Source organism: Ramlibacter pinisoli, assembly GCF_009758015.1.
Taxonomy (GTDB): Bacteria; Pseudomonadota; Gammaproteobacteria; order Burkholderiales; family Burkholderiaceae_C; genus Ramlibacter; species Ramlibacter pinisoli.
Map to the genome: position 1 here is coordinate 1,657,463 of NZ_WSEL01000003.1, position 19,207 is coordinate 1,676,669.

General features: G+C 65.5%; 18 protein-coding genes. 13 read left to right on the top strand and 5 right to left on the bottom strand.

Going from position 1 to position 19,207, the window contains the following annotated elements:
- Nucleotides 1–48: 48 nt before the first annotated feature.
- The 4 genes from GON04_RS09225 to GON04_RS09240 all read right to left on the bottom strand — a co-directional run bounded on the left by GON04_RS09225 (nucleotide 49) and on the right by GON04_RS09240 (nucleotide 3,503).
- The gene (locus GON04_RS09225; protein WP_275406126.1) at nucleotides 49–2,361 is read right to left on the bottom strand and encodes a copper-transporting P-type ATPase; all 2,313 of its coding nucleotides are present in this window, start codon (nucleotides 2,359–2,361) and stop codon (nucleotides 49–51) included.
- A gap of 29 nt (nucleotides 2,362–2,390) precedes the next feature.
- Nucleotides 2,391–2,576 (bottom strand): hypothetical protein, encoded by a 186-nt coding sequence (locus tag GON04_RS09230; protein ID WP_157397609.1) that lies wholly within the window; start codon nucleotides 2,574–2,576, stop codon nucleotides 2,391–2,393.
- Between the two features lie 343 nt (nucleotides 2,577–2,919).
- Nucleotides 2,920–3,162 (bottom strand): DUF2933 domain-containing protein, encoded by a 243-nt coding sequence (locus GON04_RS09235; protein WP_157397610.1) that lies wholly within the window; start codon nucleotides 3,160–3,162, stop codon nucleotides 2,920–2,922.
- 14 nt (nucleotides 3,163–3,176) lie between these two features.
- Entirely contained in the window at nucleotides 3,177–3,503 is a 327-nt protein-coding gene (locus GON04_RS09240) for a heavy-metal-associated domain-containing protein (protein ID WP_157397611.1), read from the bottom strand.
- A gap of 197 nt (nucleotides 3,504–3,700) precedes the next feature.
- Here GON04_RS09240 and GON04_RS09245 point away from each other — a divergent pair, with 197 nt between their 5' ends.
- The 8 genes from GON04_RS09245 to GON04_RS09280 all read left to right on the top strand — a co-directional run bounded on the left by GON04_RS09245 (nucleotide 3,701) and on the right by GON04_RS09280 (nucleotide 10,123).
- The gene (locus GON04_RS09245) at nucleotides 3,701–4,003 is read left to right on the top strand and encodes a DUF5676 family membrane protein (RefSeq protein ID WP_157397612.1); all 303 of its coding nucleotides are present in this window, start codon (nucleotides 3,701–3,703) and stop codon (nucleotides 4,001–4,003) included.
- Nucleotides 4,004–5,041: 1,038 nt separating this feature from the next.
- Complete coding sequence (locus tag GON04_RS09250) at nucleotides 5,042–6,445, top strand: TolC family protein (RefSeq protein WP_157397613.1); 1,404 nt, start codon at nucleotides 5,042–5,044, stop codon at nucleotides 6,443–6,445.
- A gap of 13 nt (nucleotides 6,446–6,458) precedes the next feature.
- Nucleotides 6,459–7,838 (top strand): multicopper oxidase family protein, encoded by a 1,380-nt coding sequence (locus GON04_RS09255; protein ID WP_157397614.1) that lies wholly within the window; start codon nucleotides 6,459–6,461, stop codon nucleotides 7,836–7,838.
- Between the two features lie 28 nt (nucleotides 7,839–7,866).
- Nucleotides 7,867–8,364, top strand: a complete 498-nt coding sequence (locus GON04_RS09260; protein WP_157397615.1) for a cupredoxin domain-containing protein — start codon at nucleotides 7,867–7,869, stop codon at nucleotides 8,362–8,364.
- Entirely contained in the window at nucleotides 8,361–8,816 is a 456-nt protein-coding gene (locus GON04_RS09265) for a DUF411 domain-containing protein (RefSeq protein ID WP_181653964.1), read from the top strand. Before GON04_RS09260 ends, GON04_RS09265 begins: the two co-directional genes overlap by 4 nt.
- Before the next feature lie 10 nt (nucleotides 8,817–8,826).
- Entirely contained in the window at nucleotides 8,827–9,171 is a 345-nt protein-coding gene (locus GON04_RS09270) for a copper-binding protein (RefSeq protein ID WP_157397616.1), read from the top strand.
- 152 nt (nucleotides 9,172–9,323) lie between these two features.
- Nucleotides 9,324–9,659, top strand: a complete 336-nt coding sequence (locus tag GON04_RS09275; protein ID WP_157397617.1) for a copper-binding protein — start codon at nucleotides 9,324–9,326, stop codon at nucleotides 9,657–9,659.
- Between the two features lie 194 nt (nucleotides 9,660–9,853).
- On the top strand, nucleotides 9,854–10,123 hold the full coding sequence (locus tag GON04_RS09280; RefSeq protein WP_157397618.1) for a hypothetical protein: 270 nt from the start codon (nucleotides 9,854–9,856) through the stop codon (nucleotides 10,121–10,123).
- A gap of 152 nt (nucleotides 10,124–10,275) precedes the next feature.
- On the opposite strand, the gene cadR is transcribed toward GON04_RS09280, so the two are convergent.
- Entirely contained in the window at nucleotides 10,276–10,737 is a 462-nt protein-coding gene (cadR, locus tag GON04_RS09285; protein WP_157397619.1) for a Cd(II)/Pb(II)-responsive transcriptional regulator, read from the bottom strand.
- An 86-nt stretch (nucleotides 10,738–10,823) separates the two neighbouring features.
- On the opposite strand from cadR, the gene GON04_RS09290 reads away from it, so the two are divergent.
- From GON04_RS09290 to GON04_RS09310, 5 genes are all read left to right on the top strand, one after another.
- Nucleotides 10,824–13,136: a heavy metal translocating P-type ATPase gene (locus GON04_RS09290; protein ID WP_255481822.1), complete on the top strand. Its 2,313-nt coding sequence runs from the start codon at nucleotides 10,824–10,826 to the stop codon at nucleotides 13,134–13,136.
- Nucleotides 13,137–13,146: 10 nt separating this feature from the next.
- The gene (locus GON04_RS09295; RefSeq protein ID WP_157397620.1) at nucleotides 13,147–13,494 is read left to right on the top strand and encodes a cobalt-zinc-cadmium resistance protein; all 348 of its coding nucleotides are present in this window, start codon (nucleotides 13,147–13,149) and stop codon (nucleotides 13,492–13,494) included.
- 68 nt (nucleotides 13,495–13,562) lie between these two features.
- The gene (locus GON04_RS09300; RefSeq protein ID WP_157397621.1) at nucleotides 13,563–14,780 is read left to right on the top strand and encodes a TolC family protein; all 1,218 of its coding nucleotides are present in this window, start codon (nucleotides 13,563–13,565) and stop codon (nucleotides 14,778–14,780) included.
- Nucleotides 14,781–14,790: 10 nt separating this feature from the next.
- On the top strand, nucleotides 14,791–16,029 hold the full coding sequence (locus GON04_RS09305) for an efflux RND transporter periplasmic adaptor subunit (RefSeq protein WP_157397622.1): 1,239 nt from the start codon (nucleotides 14,791–14,793) through the stop codon (nucleotides 16,027–16,029).
- Nucleotides 16,030–16,038: 9 nt separating this feature from the next.
- Nucleotides 16,039–19,200: a CusA/CzcA family heavy metal efflux RND transporter gene (locus GON04_RS09310; RefSeq protein WP_157397623.1), complete on the top strand. Its 3,162-nt coding sequence runs from the start codon at nucleotides 16,039–16,041 to the stop codon at nucleotides 19,198–19,200.
- Nucleotides 19,201–19,207 lie beyond the last annotated feature (7 nt).

Sequence of the window (19,207 nt, forward strand, 5' to 3'; positions counted from 1 at the left end):
CACAGTCCGGCCCTGTGCAGCGCTGGTCGTGCAGACGAGCGGAGACGTTCAGTCGACGCTCACCGTCCGCAGGCGAAGCGCGTTTGCGATGACGCTTACCGACGAAAGCGCCATCGCAGCTGCAGCCACCACGGGCGAGAGCAGCAGCCCGAAGAGAGGGTACAGCACGCCCGCGGCGAGCGGAATGCCCGCTACGTTGTAGGCGAAGCTGAGGAAGAGGTTTTGCCGGATGTTCCGCATCGTCGCCTGCGACAGCTTGCGGGCGCGGACGATGCCCATCAGGTCGCCCTTCAGGAGCGTCACGCCGGAGCTCTCCATCGCCACGTCCGTCCCAGTCCCCATCGCGATGCCCACTTCGGCCGCAGCCAGCGCCGGGGCATCGTTCACGCCGTCGCCGGCCATGGCGACTACGCGGCCTTCACCGCGCAGGCGCTGCACGATGTTCGCCTTGTCTTCCGGGAAGACCTCTGCGACCACTTCGTCGATGCCCAGCTCCTTGCCGACAGCTTCGGCGGTCGTCTTGCCGTCACCGGTGAGCATCACGATTCGCACGCCGGCTTCCCGCAGAGCCTTCAGAGCAGCAGGCGTGGTCTCCTTGATGGGGTCTGCGATGGCGACGAAGCCTGCGAGCCTGCCGGCCAGGGCTACGAAGATGACGGTCGCAGAACGTGCACGCTGCTTTTCCGCCGCGGCCTGCAGCGACGCAACGTCGACACCGCGCTCGCCGAGGAACTTGCCCGCACCACTGACGACGTCCATACCGCCGACCCTGCCGACTACTCCTTTGCCCACAGGCGAGTCGAAGTCGGTGACCTCCGAGAGCTGCAGCCTGCGTTCTTGTGCCGCCGCCACAACCGCCATCGCCAGGGGGTGTTCGCTCGCGCGCTCGACGCTGGCGAGCTTCTGGAGCAGGTCGTCGGACTGAAAGCCCGCTGCCGCCTCAATGTGAACCACTTTTGGCCGGCCCTCTGTCAATGTGCCCGTCTTATCGACCACCAAGGTATCCACCTTCTCCATGCGCTCGAGCGCCTCGGCATCCCGAATTAGGACGCCGTGCTGGGCGCCGCGCCCAACTCCGACCATGATGGACATGGGCGTGGCGAGGCCCAGCGCGCAGGGGCAGGCGATGATGAGGACAGCCACGGAGGTGATGAGTGCATACGAAAACGCCGGGCTGGGGCCCCAGAGCAGCCAAGCTCCGAATGTGACGAGGGCGACCACGATGACGACCGGCACGAACCACGCGGCAACCTGGTCGGCCATTCGCTGGATGGGAGCGCGGCTGCGCTGAGCGGCCGCCACCATGTGGACGATCTGCGATAGGAGGGTGTCGGCCCCGACCTTTTCCGCCTTCATCACGAAGCCCCCGGTCTGGTTGATGGTGCCGGCCGTGACCTTCGACCCTGGCGCCTTGGCCACCGGCATTGGCTCCCCCGTCACCATGGACTCGTCGACCGTTCCCTTGCCCTCGATGAGCTCTCCATCCACGGGCACCTTCTCGCCTGGTCGCACCCGCAGGTGTTCGCCAACCTGGATGGTGTCAATCTGCACCGTCTCGTCGGAGCCGTCGGAGCCCACGCGAACGGCTGTCTTAGGTGCCAAGTCGAGGAGGGCCTTGATGGCGCCTGAGGTCTTCTCGCGAGCGCGCAGCTCGAGGACCTGGCCAAGGAGCACCAGCACCGTGATGACGGCCGCCGCCTCGAAGTAGATGGCCACCGCTCCCTCATGTCCGCGCAGCTCCGGCGGGAATAGGCCCGGAGCGAGCGTGCCGACCATGCTGTACAGCCAGGCCGCGCCTGTGCCGAGCGCGATCAGGGTGAACATGTTCAGGCTGCGGTTCAACAATGACTGCCAGCCCCGAACAAAGAAGGGCCAGCCGGCCCAAAGCACCACCGGCGTTCCGAACAGCATTTGTATCCAGTTCGAGGTCTGTGGTCGCACCAGATGGCCGATGTCGAACAGGTGCCCGCCCATCTCCAAGAACAACACCGGCAAGGTCAGCACCAGGCCAATCCAGAACCTGCGGGTCATATCCCGCAGCTCCGGGCTCTCACCGGTCTCGCCAGTGGCAATCACCGGCTCGAGGGCCATTCCGCAAATGGGACAGTTGCCTGGGCCCATCTGACGGATTTCCGGGTGCATCGGACACGTGTACTCGACGTCCTTCCCGCCCGTCACCGCCGCTGGTGCAGCGCCGGACCCCTTCGCCGGCGCAGCGTGGTGATGATGGTGGTCGTGGTGCTTTTGGGCCTGGCTGTGGCCGTGGCCGTGCGCATGGGTCGACGGAGCGCCGACCGGCTCCAGGAACATGCCGCACTTAGGACACTTTCCAGGCCCTGCCTGGCGCACCTCCGGGTGCATGGGGCAGGTGTACTCGGCGTCGCCTGACGTTACGGCCTGGTCACCATGGGCATCGTGCGCATGGTGCGCATGGTGCGCATGGTGCGCATGGTCGGCGTGGTCGGCGTGGTCGGCGTGGTCGGCGTGGTCGGCGTGGTCGGCGTGGTCGGCGTGGTCGGCGTGGTCGGCGTGGTCATGATGATGGTCGTGCGGGTGCTCAGCACCGCGCTCTCCATGGGAGGAGTTTTCCCGTTGCATGGCGTGCTCCAGTTTTCTTTAGTTTGGGGCCAGGCGAGCCGCTCGCGCAGCGCCCAGCCTCAGGTTGTGAACGGACGGACCAGCAACCAGATTGCCAACAGGGCCAAACACACCCAACACAACCAGAAGAGCACTCGCTCCCACCAACGGGGCTCTCGCTCGACTGCCTCCAGCCGGTGTTTCAGGCTCATCCCGACCCCGTGGATCAAGATGCCGGTCACGAGGATGGGGATCGCGTATCCGCGAAGGGCATCTGGCACCAACAGGGCCAGTCCGGCGCCCAGGACGATTGCGCCCAGACCGGAGGCGACCTCCGCAGCTTTAGCTGCGCCGCGGGCCATCGCCTTTCCGGCTGCCGCCGTGTGAGTGGCCCCCATGGCCGTGCCCCCGGTGCATGAACATGTGCATCACTGGGCAAGCGGCCAGGAAGGCGTAGGGCAGCAGCGCCAGGACATGGTCCTTGTGCACCAGGTACAGGTAGATGCTCGCGGCAACCGCGACCAAGGTCGCGACGATGCCGAAAGGCGTCTTCCAGAATGAAGGGCGGGCGTGCTGCTGGTCCATGCTGGGCTCCTATGTCAACTGCAGCATGAGCCGGCGGCGGTAGTGGCTTGTTGACGAGCGTCAACCGCGGTGGCGTTTGGGGTGCCGCAGCCGCAGCCACACCCGCCCGATCCCCGTAGCGCAGCAGCCTTGACTGAGTCATCCTGGACCTCCTGGGGTGTGTAGCCGGCGGCCTGGATGGCCTTGGCGAGTTCGGCGGCCGACGCGGTGCCGGTTACCCGCACAAGCTTCTGTTGAATGCGGATGTCCATGCGGGCGTTCTTGTCGACTGCCACGACCGCGCGAGAGATAGCGCTCGCGCAGTGTCCGCAGATCATGTCATTGACTTGGAAGGTGACCATTGCTTCTCCTTTCGGCGTTGGTGGAGCAACTATCAACCTTCCCATGATGTCAGGGTCAAGCGCTTTACTTTTTCAACGTGCCCGACCAACCTGGGCCCTGCTCGGCTCCGCCCATTGAGCTTGATGCAAGTCAACGCGGAGGCCTCTGGGCCTCCTAAATTGATTCGGAGGCAATCCTTGCCGAATCGGAATCCGACATGACTACGCTCACCGCCCCCTTGCAGAGCGCCGGCTCTGCTGCAGGCTCGCTTCGTACCGGCGTCGCGCTTGCCATCACAGTGGCCGTTTTCTACACGTTGTGCACCTTGGCCTGGATGGCAGCCCCCGGCGCGTTCCTAGGCTTCATGAACAACCTGTTTCACGGCTTCGACTTCAGCCTGCTGCTGAAGCCGGCACCGTTCTCCTGGGGAGGGTTCATCGAGGCCCTGCTGGTGATGTCCGTATGGGCGTTTCTGGCCGGCACCTTCTTCGCTTGGGTGCATCGCCGCATGGCACGGTGATGCTCGATGCCCAGCTACGCGGAGCAGGAGCTACCTGTACTTGTAGCGGGAGGCTGAAGCTCAGCCTGAAAAAAACTCGCTCGATTCCTTGACCTTTCCATAGGGGCAAGGTCTAGGCTGTCTTCAGCAGGCTTGACGCCAGTGCCTTTACGGTTGAACTTTCTGCCCCACGGTAAACTAACTCCTGTGAAGTCGTTTCGCGTTTGGCTCCTGGTGCTGCTTGCAGTGCTGCTCCCGCTTAGGGGCGCGCTGGCTGCTGCCATGATGTGCCCAGTCGCAGGCACGGGAGCGCAGACCGAAGTTCCGATGGCTGAGCAGGCGCACGACCACGGGCATGCACACAACCACGAGGCGAGCGGGCAACAAGCCGGTCCCGCACTCGCGTCCGAGCATGCCGACCACCATGACTTCGCCAGCGCTGGCGACCCTGCCGACAAGTGCAACCTGTGCTCAGCTTTCTGCTCGGTGACCGGCATGGTCAGCGGCACTGCGACTACTGCTGAGCCGCAGACTGTCGCCACTGTCTTCCCGCACCTCTACGCTCCGCCTCCGAGTTTTATTTCGGACGGCCAGGAGCGGCCACCTCGAACCATCTGACCCATTGAGGCCTCCGCGCGAGGCCTGATAGCGCTCGTGCGTCCGCACGGGCATCGGCCGACCAAGTCGGCGGTTCAGATGACTTCGGGTAATGAAAAAGAAAACATCTCCCTGGGCGGCGATTGCCGTCCTCATGGGGCTCCCGCTCACGGCGGCGGCCCAGGCCAATCCGGCCGACGCTGAGGCAGGCGCACCCGCCCTGGGATACCAGTCCGCCTTCTCGGACTACAAGCCTTGGCAGGACATCAAGCCGGCCGACTGGCGCGCGGTCAACGACACGGTGCGCGGCGCGGCCGCCAAAGGCGGTGGTCACGGCGGCCATGGGGCTGCGCCCGGCACGACATCAGCGCCTGCAGCCACTCCGCGGCAGGCCGCTCCCACCCCGGCGCCTGCGGCAGCACCTCAGGCGCCGGCCGGCCATCAGGGTCACGGGAGCCACTAATGATTCGTCTGACCGTAACTGCCGCCGCGGCGGTGTTCCTGGCGGGCTGTGCCTCGTTCTCCACGGACGGCGGCTTCGACCGCGTCTCCGAGCTCACCAAAGAGCGCACGGGTCAAGCGCCGGCGTACCAGCGCAGCGCTGAAGACACTGAGAACGCTCGGGCGCGAGTGGACGAGCTGCTCAAGCAGCCGCTCACGGCCGAATCCGCCGTTGAAGTGGCATTCCTGAACAACCGGGGCCTGCAGGCGAACCTCCATTCCCTCGGCATCGCCGAGTCCGAGCTGGTGCGCGCTGGCCGGCTCGCGAACCCGCTCTTCAGTTTCGGCCGCCTGCGCGAGGGTGGTGGAGTAGTCGAAATCGAACGATCTGTGATGTTCAACGTGCTGGGCATGCTCACCATGCCCGTGGCGCGGCAGGTGGAGCAGCGCAGGTTCGAGGAGACGCAGTTCCAGGCCGCCGGCGACGCCGTCGGTGTTGCCGTGGAAGCGCGTCGGGCCTTCTACAGCGCAGTGGCAGCCCAGGATCTTGTGAAGTTCCTGCAGCAGGTCAAAGAGGCCGCTGACGTGTCCAACGAGCTGGCCAAACGCATGGTTCAGGCGGGCAACTTCAACAAGCTTGCCCAGATGCGGGAGCAGGCGTTCTACGCGGACGCCACCTCCGAGCTAGCCCGTGCGCAGCATCAGGCAGTCGCTGAACGCGAACGGCTGGCGCGGGCGCTGGGCCTGTGGGGGCAACAGCTCAATGTCATGCTGCCGGAGCGTTTGCCTGATCTGCCGAAGACATTGGTTGAGCCAAAGAACGCTGAGCAGACCGCGATGGAGAAGCGCCTTGACGTTCTGGCCGCACGCCGCAGCGCCGAATCGACGGCGCGCTCCCTCGGCCTGACGAAGACGACGCGCTTCATCAACGTGCTGGAGATCGGGTACCAGAACAAGAGCGTTTCCGGGGAACCCCGCGCCAACGGCTATGAGGTGGAGCTGGAGCTGCCGCTGTTTGACTTCGGCTCGACTCGGCTCGCACGGGCGGAGGCAACTTACATGCAGGCGGTGCACCGCACGGCCGAAGTGGCTGTGAACGCGCGCTCGCAGGTCCGGGAGTCGTACTCCGCCTATCGGACGGCATATGACTTGGCCAAGCACTACCGAGATGAGGTCATCCCGCTCAGGAAGCGAATCTCGGAAGAGAATCTTCTTCGCTACAACGGCATGCTCATTGGTGTCTTCGAACTTCTCGCCGACTCGCGCGAGCAAGTCCGGAGCGTGAGCTCCTATGTCCAAGCTCTGCGGGACTTCTGGATTGCCGACACCACCCTGAACACCGCGCTGACTGGCCGCTCGCCGGGAGCTGCGGCCGCTAGTGGCCCGTCGCCCGGCGCGGCCGCGCCCGCTGCTGCCGCGCACTGAGAGAACCACCACCATGTCCAATCGACGTAATTTCTTCAAGACGGCGGGCGCTGTTGCCTTGGGCGCGACTGCAGTGAGCCGAGTCGGCGCCGCCTCGTTGCCGGAAGCGGTCATCCAGACCTCTCCGACGATGCAGCCGCCGCTGATTCCGAACACCGGCCGCCCGTACAACCCTGTAGCGACGCTGAACGGGTGGTCGCTACCTTGGCGCATGAACAACGGCGTCAAGGAGTTCCACCTGGTCGCCGAGCCAGTCGTCCGAGAGTTCGCGCCTGGGATGAAGGCGAATCTGTGGGGCTACAACGGCTCCAGCCCTGGGCCGACCATCGAGGCGGTGGAGGGCGACCGGGTGCGCATCTTCTTGACGAACAAGTTGCCGGAGCACACCACTGTGCACTGGCACGGAATTCAGCTGCCCTCAGGAATGGACGGTGTAGGCGGCATGACCCAGCCGCACATTCCGCCAGGCAAGACCTTCGTCTATGAGTACACCTTGCTGCGGTCTGGTACCCACATGTACCACCCCCACGCCGACGAGATGGTTCAGATGGCAATGGGAATGATGGGCATGTTCATCATCCACCCGAAGGACCAGCGCCAGATGCGGGTGGACAGGGACTTCGTGTTCCTGCTCGCGGCCTACGACATTGAGCCCGGAAGTGCCACCCCGCGCACGGCGGAGATGACGGACTTCAACCTGTGGACCTTCAACAGCCGTACGTTCCCCGGCATCGATCCCATCGTTGCCCGAGCTGGTGACCGGGTCCGTGTTCGCGTGGGCAACCTGACCATGACGAACCATCCCATTCACATGCATGGGCCGCACTTCACCGTGACCGGCACGGATGGAGGTTGGATTCCGCCGGCCGCTCGCTGGCCGGAAGTCACGACCGATGTGGCGGTTGGGCAGATGCGCGCGTTCGAGTTTGACGCTGTCGCCGGGGACTGGGCCATCCACTGCCACAAGTCTCACCACACGATGGGTCCTATGGGCCACGCCGTCGAAAACATGATTGGGGTGGATCACCGCGGAGTGGCCGAACGCATCACGAAGCTCGTTCCGGACTACATGGCGATGGGTGACAAGGGGATGGCAGACATGGGCGCCATGGAGATGCCAATTCCCGACAACACGCTGCCAATGATGACCGGTCAGGGCCCCTTCGGACCCATGGAGATGGGCGGCATGTTCACGGCCGTGAAGGTGCGGGACGACCTGAAGCGTGGCGACTACAAAGACCCTGGTTGGTACAAGCACCCGCAGGGCACCGTGGCCTATGAGTACGCCGGCGAGCTGACGCAGCCTTCCCGTGCGCCCGGCGCGACTGCCACACCGTCGCGCGACACCATGACGATGAATGTCCGCAAGCCTACCGCCCACACTGGGCATTGAGCATCAAAACCTAGAGGAAAGACGAACGATGAAATCCAAACAAATCCTCAGCCTTCTCGTGGCTGCCGCCGCCGTACTCGCCTCTAACGCGTATGCGCATGGCGATGAGAAACATCCAACGGCGCAGAAGTACGACGCCAGCAAGGTGGAAGACACCCCATTTGGTCGGCAGGGCGATCCGAAGAACGCTTCTCGGACCATCCGGGTCGGCATGAGCGACAAGATGCGCTTCAACCCTGAGAGCATCACGTTCAAAAAGGGAGAGACCGTCCGCATCGTCGTCGCGAACCAGGGGGCCGTGCTGCACGAGATGGTGCTCGGCACGCCCCAGGCTCTGAAAGAGCACGCCGAGCTGATGAAGAAGCACCCCGGCATGGAGCACGACGAGCCCAGCATGACGCACGTGAAGCCAGGCGCCACCGGCGAGATTGTGTGGCAGTTCACCAAGGCCGGCGAGTTCCAGTTCGCTTGCCTCATCCCGGGTCATTTTGAAGCCGGCATGGTCGGCAACGTGAGCGTCAAGTGAAGCGCAGACACCTTCTGACGGTCGCTGCTGCCGCAGCGGTGGCGACAATTCCGGCCTTGGCGGCAGCTTCTCTCCCGCGAGTCGAGGTCTTCAAGAACCCGGACTGCGGCTGCTGCGGCGCCTGGGTAGACCACCTGGAGGCCGCGGGATTCCCGGTGAAAGTCACCGAAGTCCCCGACACCGGTGCCGTTCGCAAGCGCTGGAGCATCCCGGACGAGTTCGGCAGCTGCCATACCGGGGTAGTCGCCGGCTATGCCATCGAGGGCCACGTGCCCGCCGAAGACATCAAGCGCCTGCTAGCAAGGAAACCGGATGCCGTCGGCCTGAGCGTGCCTGGCATGCCCGTCGGGTCGCCGGGAATGGAAGTGGGCTCTCGAAAGGACCCGTATCAGGTTCTTCTCATCGACAAGGCAGGGCGCTCCAGCGTCTTTGCCACCTATCCCAAAACCTAAGGAGTTCTCCATGAAAGCAATCCAAGCTCTCATCGCCGCTGCTCTGCTGGCTTCCGCCGGCGCCTACGCACAGCAAGCCCCCGAGTCGGGGGACCACGCCTCTCACCACTCGACGCAGGCCGCGGCTTCGGCTCCGCAATCCGAAGGCGAAGTGCGCAAGATTGACCTGGCCCAAGGAAAGGTCACGCTGCGCCACGGACCGCTGGTGAACCTCGACATGCCGGCCATGACGATGGTCTTCACCGTCCCCGACAAGAAGCTGCTGGATGGGCTCAAGGAAGGTGATAAGGTGAAGTTCACTGCCGAGAAGCAAAACGGCGCGTACATCGTGACGGTCCTCCAGGCGGCGAACTAAGCAGCGCGGATGAGCCCCTGCCGGCGCTTCCCAGGGCGACCCCTACACCTCCTGCGACGACGCCGTCGTCGTCGAGAGCCTGTTGCGGGGCGCGTGCATGATGGGGCCGCGCTTCCTACTCCCTCCTCTTAGCTAGTCCTCAGGAGTTTTCCATGAACTTCCCGTCTCTGCTGTCAGCGGTTGTGCTTGTAGCTGTCGCTGGTGCCCGAGCTCAGGACTCCGCGGCGACGGAGAAGCCTCTACCGTCCGCATCCCATGCAGCGATGCCACTTGTGGACGGGGTCATTCGGCAGATCGACATCTCAAGCGGCCTTATCGTGATCGAGCACGGGGACCTTCCGAATCTCGCGATGGGTCCCATGACCATGGGCTTCGATGTCGCTGACAAGAAGTTGCTGAAGGGCGTCAGTGTCGGGCAGAAAGTGAAATTCCAGGCCGAGATGATTCGGGGCAGTGCCACCGTTACGGAGTTGAAGCGCGCCCGCTAAGTCGTCCAGACTGCGTGCGGAGTACGAGCAAGGAAAATGCAGCGGTCCCTTGCCGCTGCTGCATCGCGGCACAAAATCTTGAGCCCGGATGAGTGGCCCGTCGTTGACGCACCTTCGCTTGAGGTGAGTCAATGGTTCCTTCCGAAATCAACTCTAGGCTCCGATTGTCACGGTTCAATTTGGAAGGTCTATCAATGAAGCTGATTTCACGCGTCGTGGCCCTGGTTTCATCGGCGCTACTGGCCGGCGCACTGGTTGGCTGCGCCGCAGCCCCTCAGAAGGGCTCCGACCATGCTCATGCCACGATGGATTCGATGGACATGCAAGCTCATTGCGAGATGCACAGGAAGATGATGAGCGGAAAGTCCGCTGCAGAGCAGCAAGCAATGATGCAAGAGCACATGAAATCCATGTCGCCGGAGATGCGTCAGCGGATGCAGGCGATGCACGAGCAGTGCAAGTAGGTGGTGCGCCGATAAACGCGCATGCGCACCCAGCGGGGAGCCGCCGGAGGCGCCGGCCGGCTTGGGATCGAGAGCAGCTTCGGTCAGCCGCTCATTCCCTGATGATGGGTTGCAGTCGGTGGACGCGTGGAGGTAGAAGAATCGGCGCGCAGCTAACCAACCTTGGTGTGCGTGCCGTGGACATGGCCGCGTCCTTTCGACAGCTTGGACCTGACCTGCCGAGACGCCTCATCCAGGCCGACCAGGATGCCGCAGGCCGCCGCCTCCCGCGCAGCGCCGCATTGTTCTCGCAATGCCTTCAGCTCTGTTTGCAAACGGCGGAGTTCCTTGATGCGCGCGGCCACGTGCGCAATGTGCTCATCTAAGAGCCCGTTGACCTCCTCGCAGTTCTGCTCAGGTGCGTCTTTGAAGCGCAGCAGTTTCAGGATCTCCCCCAGCGTCATGTCGAGCGTACGGCAGTGGCGGATGAACGCCAGGCGTGCCACGTGCGCCTCACCATAGGCCCGGTAGTTTGACTCGGTCCGCGCAGGCACGGGCAGCAACCCCTGAGCCTCGTAGTAGCGGATCGTCTCCGCCTGGGTGCCCGTGGCCTTGGCCAAGTCGCCGATCTTCATTGCGCCTCCGTGTCGGTTGTTGCCCAGATGAGCTGGCTCCGGTGTGGCCTTGACTCTGTAGCGGCTACAAGGTTCTTAATGGTGTCATGAATGCGAAGACATTGCCCGAAGTCCAGTCCGAATCCTGCTGCGTCGGCTCTTGCTCAACTGGGGCAGAGCCGGTGCTGGCCCAGTCTCCCGCCGACGATTGCGGCGCGGCGGCGTGCGCCGCGGACGGGCGCGTAGCAACTGCGGCCGCGTCGCGCTCGGCCACGGGCCAGCTGTATCGCATTTCCACGATGGATTGCAGCGCCGAGGAGTCCGAGATCCGCCGTGCACTGGAAAAGGTGCCAGGCGTCCGGTCACTTGGCTTCCAGCTCGGCGCCAGGCAATTGCGCATCGACGCAGAGGCCTCCGCCTTGGCGCCCGCTCTGGAGGCCATTCGCAGAGCCGGCTTCGACCCGCAGCCGGTGGAGGCCAACGCCAGGGTGGAGGGGGAACCCCACGGGGCCGACGACGAGCACGACCACGACCATGCACCGGATGCTGGCCCAGCCCGCTTGGGGCTTGCGCTGGCTGTGGCGGTGGCCGCCGAAGTGATTTCGTATTTCGCGCCCGACTCGCTCGCATGGAAGGTAGCCGGCATGGCCATCGCGGGCTTTGCCATCTGGCTTGCCGGCCTCGACGTCTACAGGAAAGGCATCGCGGCATTGCTGCGGGGAAAGCTCAACATCAACGCCCTGATGTCGGTGGCGGTGACCGGCGCCTTCCTGATCGGAGAATGGCCCGAGGCCGCGATGGTCATGGCGCTTTACGCGATCGCGGAACTGATCGAGGCCAAGGCTGTCGACCGTGCGCGCAGCTCCATCAAGGGCCTACTGGACATGGCCCCCGAGAAAGCCCTGACACGCTCGCCTGACGGCTCATGGACTGAGGTTGCCGCTGAGCGGATCGCCATCGGCGCCATCATCCGCGTGAAGCCTGGAGAGCGCGTGCCCCTCGACGCTTTGGTGACGAAGGGCGAGAGTGCGGTGAACCAGGCACCCATCACCGGCGAGTCGATCCCGGTCGACAAGGCACCTGGGATGCCGATTTTCGCCGGTACCGTCAACCAGACGGCGGAGCTGGAAGCACGGGTGACGGCGGCGGCAGCCGACACTACGCTCGCTCGAATCATCCACGCCGTCGAAGAGGCGCAGGGCACGCGCGCGCCGACCCAACGCTTTGTTGACCGCTTCGCGGCCTTTTACACGCCGGCGATCTTCGCAATCGCGGTGGCCACAGCGTTCCTTTTGCCCTGGCTGGCCGACGCCACCTGGCTGGAGGCGCTGTACAAGGCCTTGGTGCTCCTCGTGATCGCCTGCCCGTGCGCGTTGGTGATTTCCACCCCGGTGACGGTGGTGAGCGGACTGTCGGCCGCGGCCCGGCGCGGCATCTTGATCAAGGGCGGAACGTTCCTGGAGCAGGCGCGCCTGATCAAGGCCGTCGCATTGGACAAGACCGGCACCATCACGGAAGGCAAGCCCAAGCTCGTCGACTTCCGGGCATGGGGCCGTGCCGACGAGTCGCGCTTCAGGCTCCTGGCCGCGGCCCTGGCCTCGCGCTCAGACCATCCGGTGTCGAAGGCCATTGCCACGGGCCTCGGGCTTCCCGCCCCCGAAGCCTCGGAGTTCAAGGCGCTGCCCGGCCGTGGGGTGCAAGCCATCGTCGAGGGCCAGGCGCTTTGGCTGGGCAACCACCGATTGATGCACGAGCGTGGCCTCTGCGACCCAGAGCTGGAAGCGGAACTCGCGCGCCACGAATCCCAGGGCCGCACCGTCACCTTGCTCTCCGATGCGCACCATGTGCTGGCCCTCTTCGCCGTGGCCGACGTCATCAAGGAGAGTTCGAAGGCGGCCATCGCCGACCTGGCCAAGTTGGGGGTGACGTCGGTCATGCTCACCGGTGACAACCAGGCCACTGCCAAGACCATCGCCGACCAGGCGGGGATCTCCGACGCGCGAGGGGACCTTCTGCCGGAGGCAAAGCTGGGCGTCATCCAGGAGTTGCAGAAGCGATACGGCTCCGTGGGCATGACGGGGGACGGCATCAACGACGCTCCCGCCCTGGCTCAAGCCGACGTAGGCTTTGCGATGGGTGGCGCCGGCACCGACGCCGCGATGGAGGCGGCCGACGTCGTGATCATGAACGACGACCTTCGCCGTGTGGCCGAGACGGTCCAGCTATCTCGCAAGACGCGCTCCGTCTTGGTGCAGAACATCTCCATCGCGTTGGGGATCAAGGCCGTGTTCCTGATGCTGGCGATCTTCGGTTCCGCCAGCATGTGGATGGCCGTCTTCGCCGACATGGGCGCCAGCCTGCTCGTCGTGGCGAACGGCCTGCGGCTGTTGCGCCATCGGCCCGAAGACACCGGACGATAATGCGGACTGCATGCCGCGCCGACTCCTCCTGCTGTTGATTGCCGTCCTGCTGCCTCTCCAACTGGCGTGGGGCGCCTCGGCCAGCTATTGCCAGCACGAGACTGGCGCCGCGAGCAAGCATTTCGGCCATCACGAGCATGTGCACAAGGCCGGCGGCAAGAAGGCTGTCGACCTGAAGGTGGCGCCGGACAACGATTGCGGTACCTGCCACGGCGCCGGGGCGACCGCCGTTACCGCCCTGCGGCCAATACCCCTCGTGCCAAGGCTCGGCGAGGCGCCCGTGGCCCCGTCGGCCCAGGCTCCCCCCTCTCTCCCTCCGGACAGTCCCGACCGGCCCCAGTGGCCACGTCTCGCCTAGCCGGCGGGACGATCCGACCTCTCTGTCATTCCGTCTCGCCGAATCCCGGTTCCAAACCATGAGATTCGATGAGAAACCACCTCTTGCCGCTTGGGCTCGCGGCAGCATTGCTGAGCCCCCTGGCATCCTTCGCACAGGCGTCTGCTGGTCCGCTCACGCTGGACCAGGCGCTACAGCTCGCCACCGACCGTAACCCGACCCTCTCCGCTGCCCGCCGGGACGTCGACGCCGCCGACGGCGCACTGCACCAGGCCGGCGCCCTTCGCAATCCGACCCTAAACGCATCGGTCGAGGACATCCGGCGCGACACCCGAAGCACGACGGTGACGCTGGACTACCCGCTGGAACTGGGCGGCAAGCGCGTTGCGCGCGTGACGGCCGCCGAGCGCGCCCGTGACGTGGCCCAGGCCGGGTTATCGAACGCCCGTGCGCAGCTCAGGGCAACAGTGATCGCCGCGTTCTTCCAGACACTTGTCGCGCAGGAACGCCTGAAGCTCGCTGCCAGCTCCGCCGATCTGGCCGGCCGTGCCGCGACAGCGGTCGGCAAACGCGTGACCGCGGGCAAGGTCTCGCCGGTGGAGGAAACGCGCGCGCGGGTTGATGCGGCGAACGCCCAACTGGAAGCTGCGGAAGCGCAAGCCGAGGTCGAGGTGTCGCGACAGGCGCTCGCGGCCGCGCTGGGCGAACCGGAACTCGGGTTCACGGAAGTCACCGCCGACGCCGCCGTGGTGCCCCAGCGACCGCCCTCCCCCCAGCTTCTCGCCAGTCTGGACGCTTCCCCTGCTCTTTTGCCCGGTCGATTCGAGGTCGAGCGCCGCCGCGCGCTCGTCGACGTGGAAAGAACCCGGGCCCGCCCTGATGTCACCGTGAGCGTCGGCGCAAAGCGCGACAACGAGCTGGGCCGCACGCAGGCCCTGATCGGGATGTCCATCCCGCTGCCACTGGTGGACCGCAACCAAGGCGCGATCCAGGAGGCCATGAAGCTGGCCGACAAGGCCGCCGACGAACTGCAGGCCACCCGGCTGCGGCTTGGGGCGGAAGTACAGCAGGCGTCGAGCCGCCTGGCAGTCGCCCGGACCTCGGCGGCGACGCTTCGGGACACCGTGCTTCCGGCCGCCCAGAGTGCCTACGAAGCAGCCACCAAGGGTTTCGAGGCCGGCAAGTTCGGGTTCATCGACGTTCTGGACGCGCAGCGCTCGCTGCTGGCTGCACGTTCGCGCTACCTCAATACCCTCGCGGCCGCTCACCAGGCCGCGACCGCCATCGACCGCGTCGTCGGTCCCTGAAGGAAGAGTCATGCCCATCACCCAGAAGCAACGCATCGCGATGGCCGCCATCGTGGCCATCGGCGTCGCCGCCGGCGCGGCCGTCCTGCTGGCCGGGAACCATGCCCCCGTGTCTTCGGACGCGCATGGCCATGAGGAAGAGCGCGGCCAAAAGGAACCGAGTCGCAAGGAAGGGCAGGCGAAGGTCGGCGTCGCTGGCAAGGCTGATGCCAGGCCCGCCGAAGGCCTCGTCAAGCTCGATGAAGCGACAGCCAGCGCTGCCGGGATCGGGACGGCACCCGCCGGGCCCGCAAAGCTTCAGTCCGCCCAAGAATTCCCGGGTGAGATCCGATTCAATGAAGACCGGACCGCCCACGTCGTTCCCAGACTCAACGGCGTCGCCGAGAACGTGCCGGCCAACCTCGGGCAAGTCGTGCGCGAGGGGCAGCTGTTGGCCGTGATCGCCAGCCCCGCCCTGTCCGAGCAGCGCAGTGAGTTGCTGACCGCGCAGCGGCGCCTGGAGGCCGCCCGGGTGACGCATGATCGTGAGCGGAAGTTGTGGGAGGAGAAGATCTCGGCCGAGCAGGACTACCTGCAGGCCAAAACCGCCCTGCGCGAAGCCGAGATCGCAGTGGCCAATTCCGGCCAGAAGCTGGCGGCTGTCGGAGCGCCGCCCGCGTCAAGGGGCCTCAACCGGTTCGAGGCACGCGCGCCGTTCGACGGCACGATCGTCGAGAAGCACCTGACGCTGGGCGAAGCCGTCAAGGAGGACAGCCGCATCTTCACGATCTCGGATCTGTCTTCGGTGTGGGCCGAGTTCGCCGTCGGACCCCGCGACCTGGACTTCGCGCGCGTCGGCCAGAAGGTTGTGGTGTCCTCGACGGCCTCCCAGACCAAGGTGCAAGGCGTCATCTCGTACGTGGGCGCCTTGCTGGGGGAACAGACGCGCACCGCCCGCGCACGCGTGACGCTGTCGAATCCGCAGGGCGCCTGGCGGCCCGGGCTGTTCGTCACGGTGACCGTGCTGGGCAGCGACCAGGACGTCGCGCTGGCCGTGCCCGTTGATGCACTGCAGACGATCGAGAACCGTCCGACCGTGTTCAAGGTGGTGCCCGGTGGATTCCAGGCCACCCCAGTCCAGCCCGGCCGATCCGACGGTCGAAACGTCGAGATTTTGGGCGGGCTGCAAGCGGGCGAGAAGGTCGCCACCAGCAACGCCTTCGTGCTGAAGGCCGAGCTGGGCAAGGCCGGCACGGCGCACACGCATTGAGGAGCGGCGATGTTCGAGAGACTCATCCGCTTTTGCGTCGAACAACGCTGGCTGGTCATGCTCATGGTCCTGGCCATGGCCGGCCTGGGCGTTTACAGCTACACGAAGCTGCCGGTCGACGCCGTCGCCGACATCACCAACGTGCAGGTGGTCATCAACACGGAGGCCGCCGGGTACTCGCCGCTCGAAGTTGAGCAGCGGGTCACCTACCCGATCGAGACCGTGATGGCCGGGTTGCCAGGCCTGGAGCAGACCCGCTCCCTGTCCCGGTACGGGCTGTCCCAGGTCACCGTCATCTTCAGGGACGGCACGGACATTCACTTCGCGCGGCAACTGGTGAACCAGCGCATCCAGGAAGCGCGCGACCGGTTGCCCGGTGGCGTGGCACCGAGCATGGGCCCGATCTCGACTGGGCTCGGCGAGATCTACCTGTGGACCGTGGAAGCGGAGCCGACCGCACGCAAGCCTGACGACACACCCTACACCCCGACCGACCTGCGGGAACTCCAGGACTGGGTGATCAAACCCCAGCTCCGCAACGTGCCGGGCGTCACGGAGATCAACTCCATCGGCGGCTTCGAGAAGCAGTACGTCGTTGCGCCCAACATCGAGCGCATGTCCGCCTTCGGCCTGAGCCTGGCCGACGTGGTGACCGCGCTGGAGAAGAACAACTCCAACCAGGGCGCCGGCTACATCGAGCGGCGCGGCGAGCAGTACCTGGTGCGGGCACCGGGTCAGGTCCGGTCCATGGAAGACATCCGCGAGGTCATCATCGGCACCGCGCAGGGACAGCCGATCCGCGTGCGGGACATCGCCGAGGTGGAGCTCGGCCGCGAGTTGCGCACCGGAGCGGCAACCGACAACGGCCAGGAGGTAGTCCTTGGGACAGTCTTCATGCTCATGGGCGAGAACAGCCGGACGGTGTCGCGAGCGGTCGACAGACAGATGAAGGCCGTGAACAGGAGCCTGCCGGCGGGCGTGAAGGCTGTGACCGTCTACGACCGGACGGTGCTGGTAGACAAGGCCATCCACACGGTTCAGAAGAACCTCCTGGAGGGCGCCGCTCTGGTCGTCGCGGTGCTCTTCGTGTTCCTTGGGAACATCCGCGCCGCGCTGATCACGGCCATGGTCATCCCGCTGTCGATGCTGTTCACGTTCTCGGGCATGGTGCGCACCGGGATCAGCGCCAACCTCATGAGCCTGGGCGCACTGGACTTCGGGATCATCGTGGACGGCGCGGTCGTCATCGTAGAGAACTGCGTCAGGCGGCTTGCCCATGCCCAGGTCCGCCTCGGGCGGCCGCTGTCCCGTGCCGAGCGCTTTGAGGAGGTTTTCGCAGCAGCGCGCGAAGCACGTCGGCCCCTGCTGTTTGGCCAGCTCATCATCATGGTGGTCTACCTCCCCATCCTGGCGCTTACCGGCGTGGAGGGGAAGATGTTCCACCCCATGGCCTACACCGTGCTCCTGGCCCTTTTCGGCGCCATGGTGCTGTCGGTGACTTTCGTGCCGGCGGCCGTCGCCCTGTTCATGACGGATCGAGTCTCGACCAAGGAAAGTCGAGTCATGCAGTGGGCAGAACGCCGCTACCAGCCCCTGCTGCGATCGACCCTGGCCAATGCCCCGGTGGTCCTGACGTTCGCCGGTGTGCTGATCCTGTTCTGCGCGCTCCTGGGCACCCGCCTGGGCAGCGAGTTCGTGCCCAACCTGGACGAGGGCGATTTCGCCATCCAGGCCTTGCGCATTCCCGGCACCAGCCTCACCCAGTCCGTCGAGATGCAAAAGCAGCTTGAGAAGCACCTGAAGGCTACCTTCCCGGAGATCGAGCGCGTGTTCGCCCGCACTGGCACAGCCGAAATCGCGTCGGACCCGATGCCGCCGAACATCTCGGACGGGTACGTCATGCTCAAGCCCATGGACGCGTGGCCGGAGCCCCGCAAGTCGCGCGATGGGTTACTGGCGGCCATCCGCGAGGAAGCCGCCAAACTCCCGGGCAACAACTACGAGTTTTCCCAGCCCATCCAGCTTCGCTTCAACGAGCTGATTTCCGGGGTGCGATCGGACGTGGCGGTGAAGGTGTTCGGCGACGACGAGGCGGTGTTGAACACGACCGCCACACGCGTGTCCGAGGTGCTGCGGGGCGTGGCCGGCGCGACGGAAGTTAAGGTGGAGCAGACCACCGGGCTACCGATGCTGACGGTCAACATCGACAGGGTGAAGGCGGCGCGGTACGGCCTGAACATGAGCGACGTCCAGGACGCGGTCGCTACGGCGGTCGGTGGCCGCCAGGCCGGCACCTTCTTCCAGGGCGACCGACGGTTCGACGTCTTGGTGCGGCTGCCGGATGCCGTCCGGCAGGACCTCCAGGCGCTGGAGCGGCTGCCGATCGCTCTCCCGAAGGGCACCGACATTGCCAGGACCAGCTACATCCCGCTGTCCGAGGTGGCCCGCCTGGATCTGGCCCCCGGCCCCAACCAGGTGTCGCGGGAGAACGGCAAGCGACGGATCGTCGTCAGCGCCAACGTGACCGGTCGGGACCTGGGCTCATTCGTGGCGCAGGCCCAGGCCGCGATCGAGCGTGGAGTCCAGGTGCCCTCCGGCTACTGGATGACCTGGGGCGGCACCTTCGAGCAACTGCAGTCGGCCGCCCAGCGCCTGCAGCTGGTCATCCCGCTGTCGTTGCTGTTGGTTTTCGTCCTCCTGTTCGCGATGTTCGGGAATGTCAGGGACGGATTGCTGGTTTTCACCGGCATCCCCTTCGCCCTCACCGGGGGCGTGCTGGCGTTGTGGGCGCGTGGCATCCCGCTGTCCATTTCCGCAGCGGTCGGCTTCATTGCCCTCTCCGGCGTCGCCGTCCTCAACGGGCTCGTCATGCTCACGTTCATCCGCAACCTGCGTGACGAGGGCCACGGCCTGGATGCCGCCGTCGAGGAAGGGGCGCACGCACGCCTGCGACCGGTCCTGATGACGGCGCTGGTCGCCTCGCTCGGATTTCTCCCGATGGCCCTGGCCACGGGCACGGGCGCCGAGGTCCAGCGGCCGCTGGCCACCGTCGTGATCGGGGGCATTCTTTCCTCCACGGCGCTGACACTGCTGCTGCTTCCCCTCCTATACCGCTGGGCGCACCGCCGGGATGAGCATGAAGCCTTGGAGGCCCGGCCTGCGAACGCCTGAAGGGAAA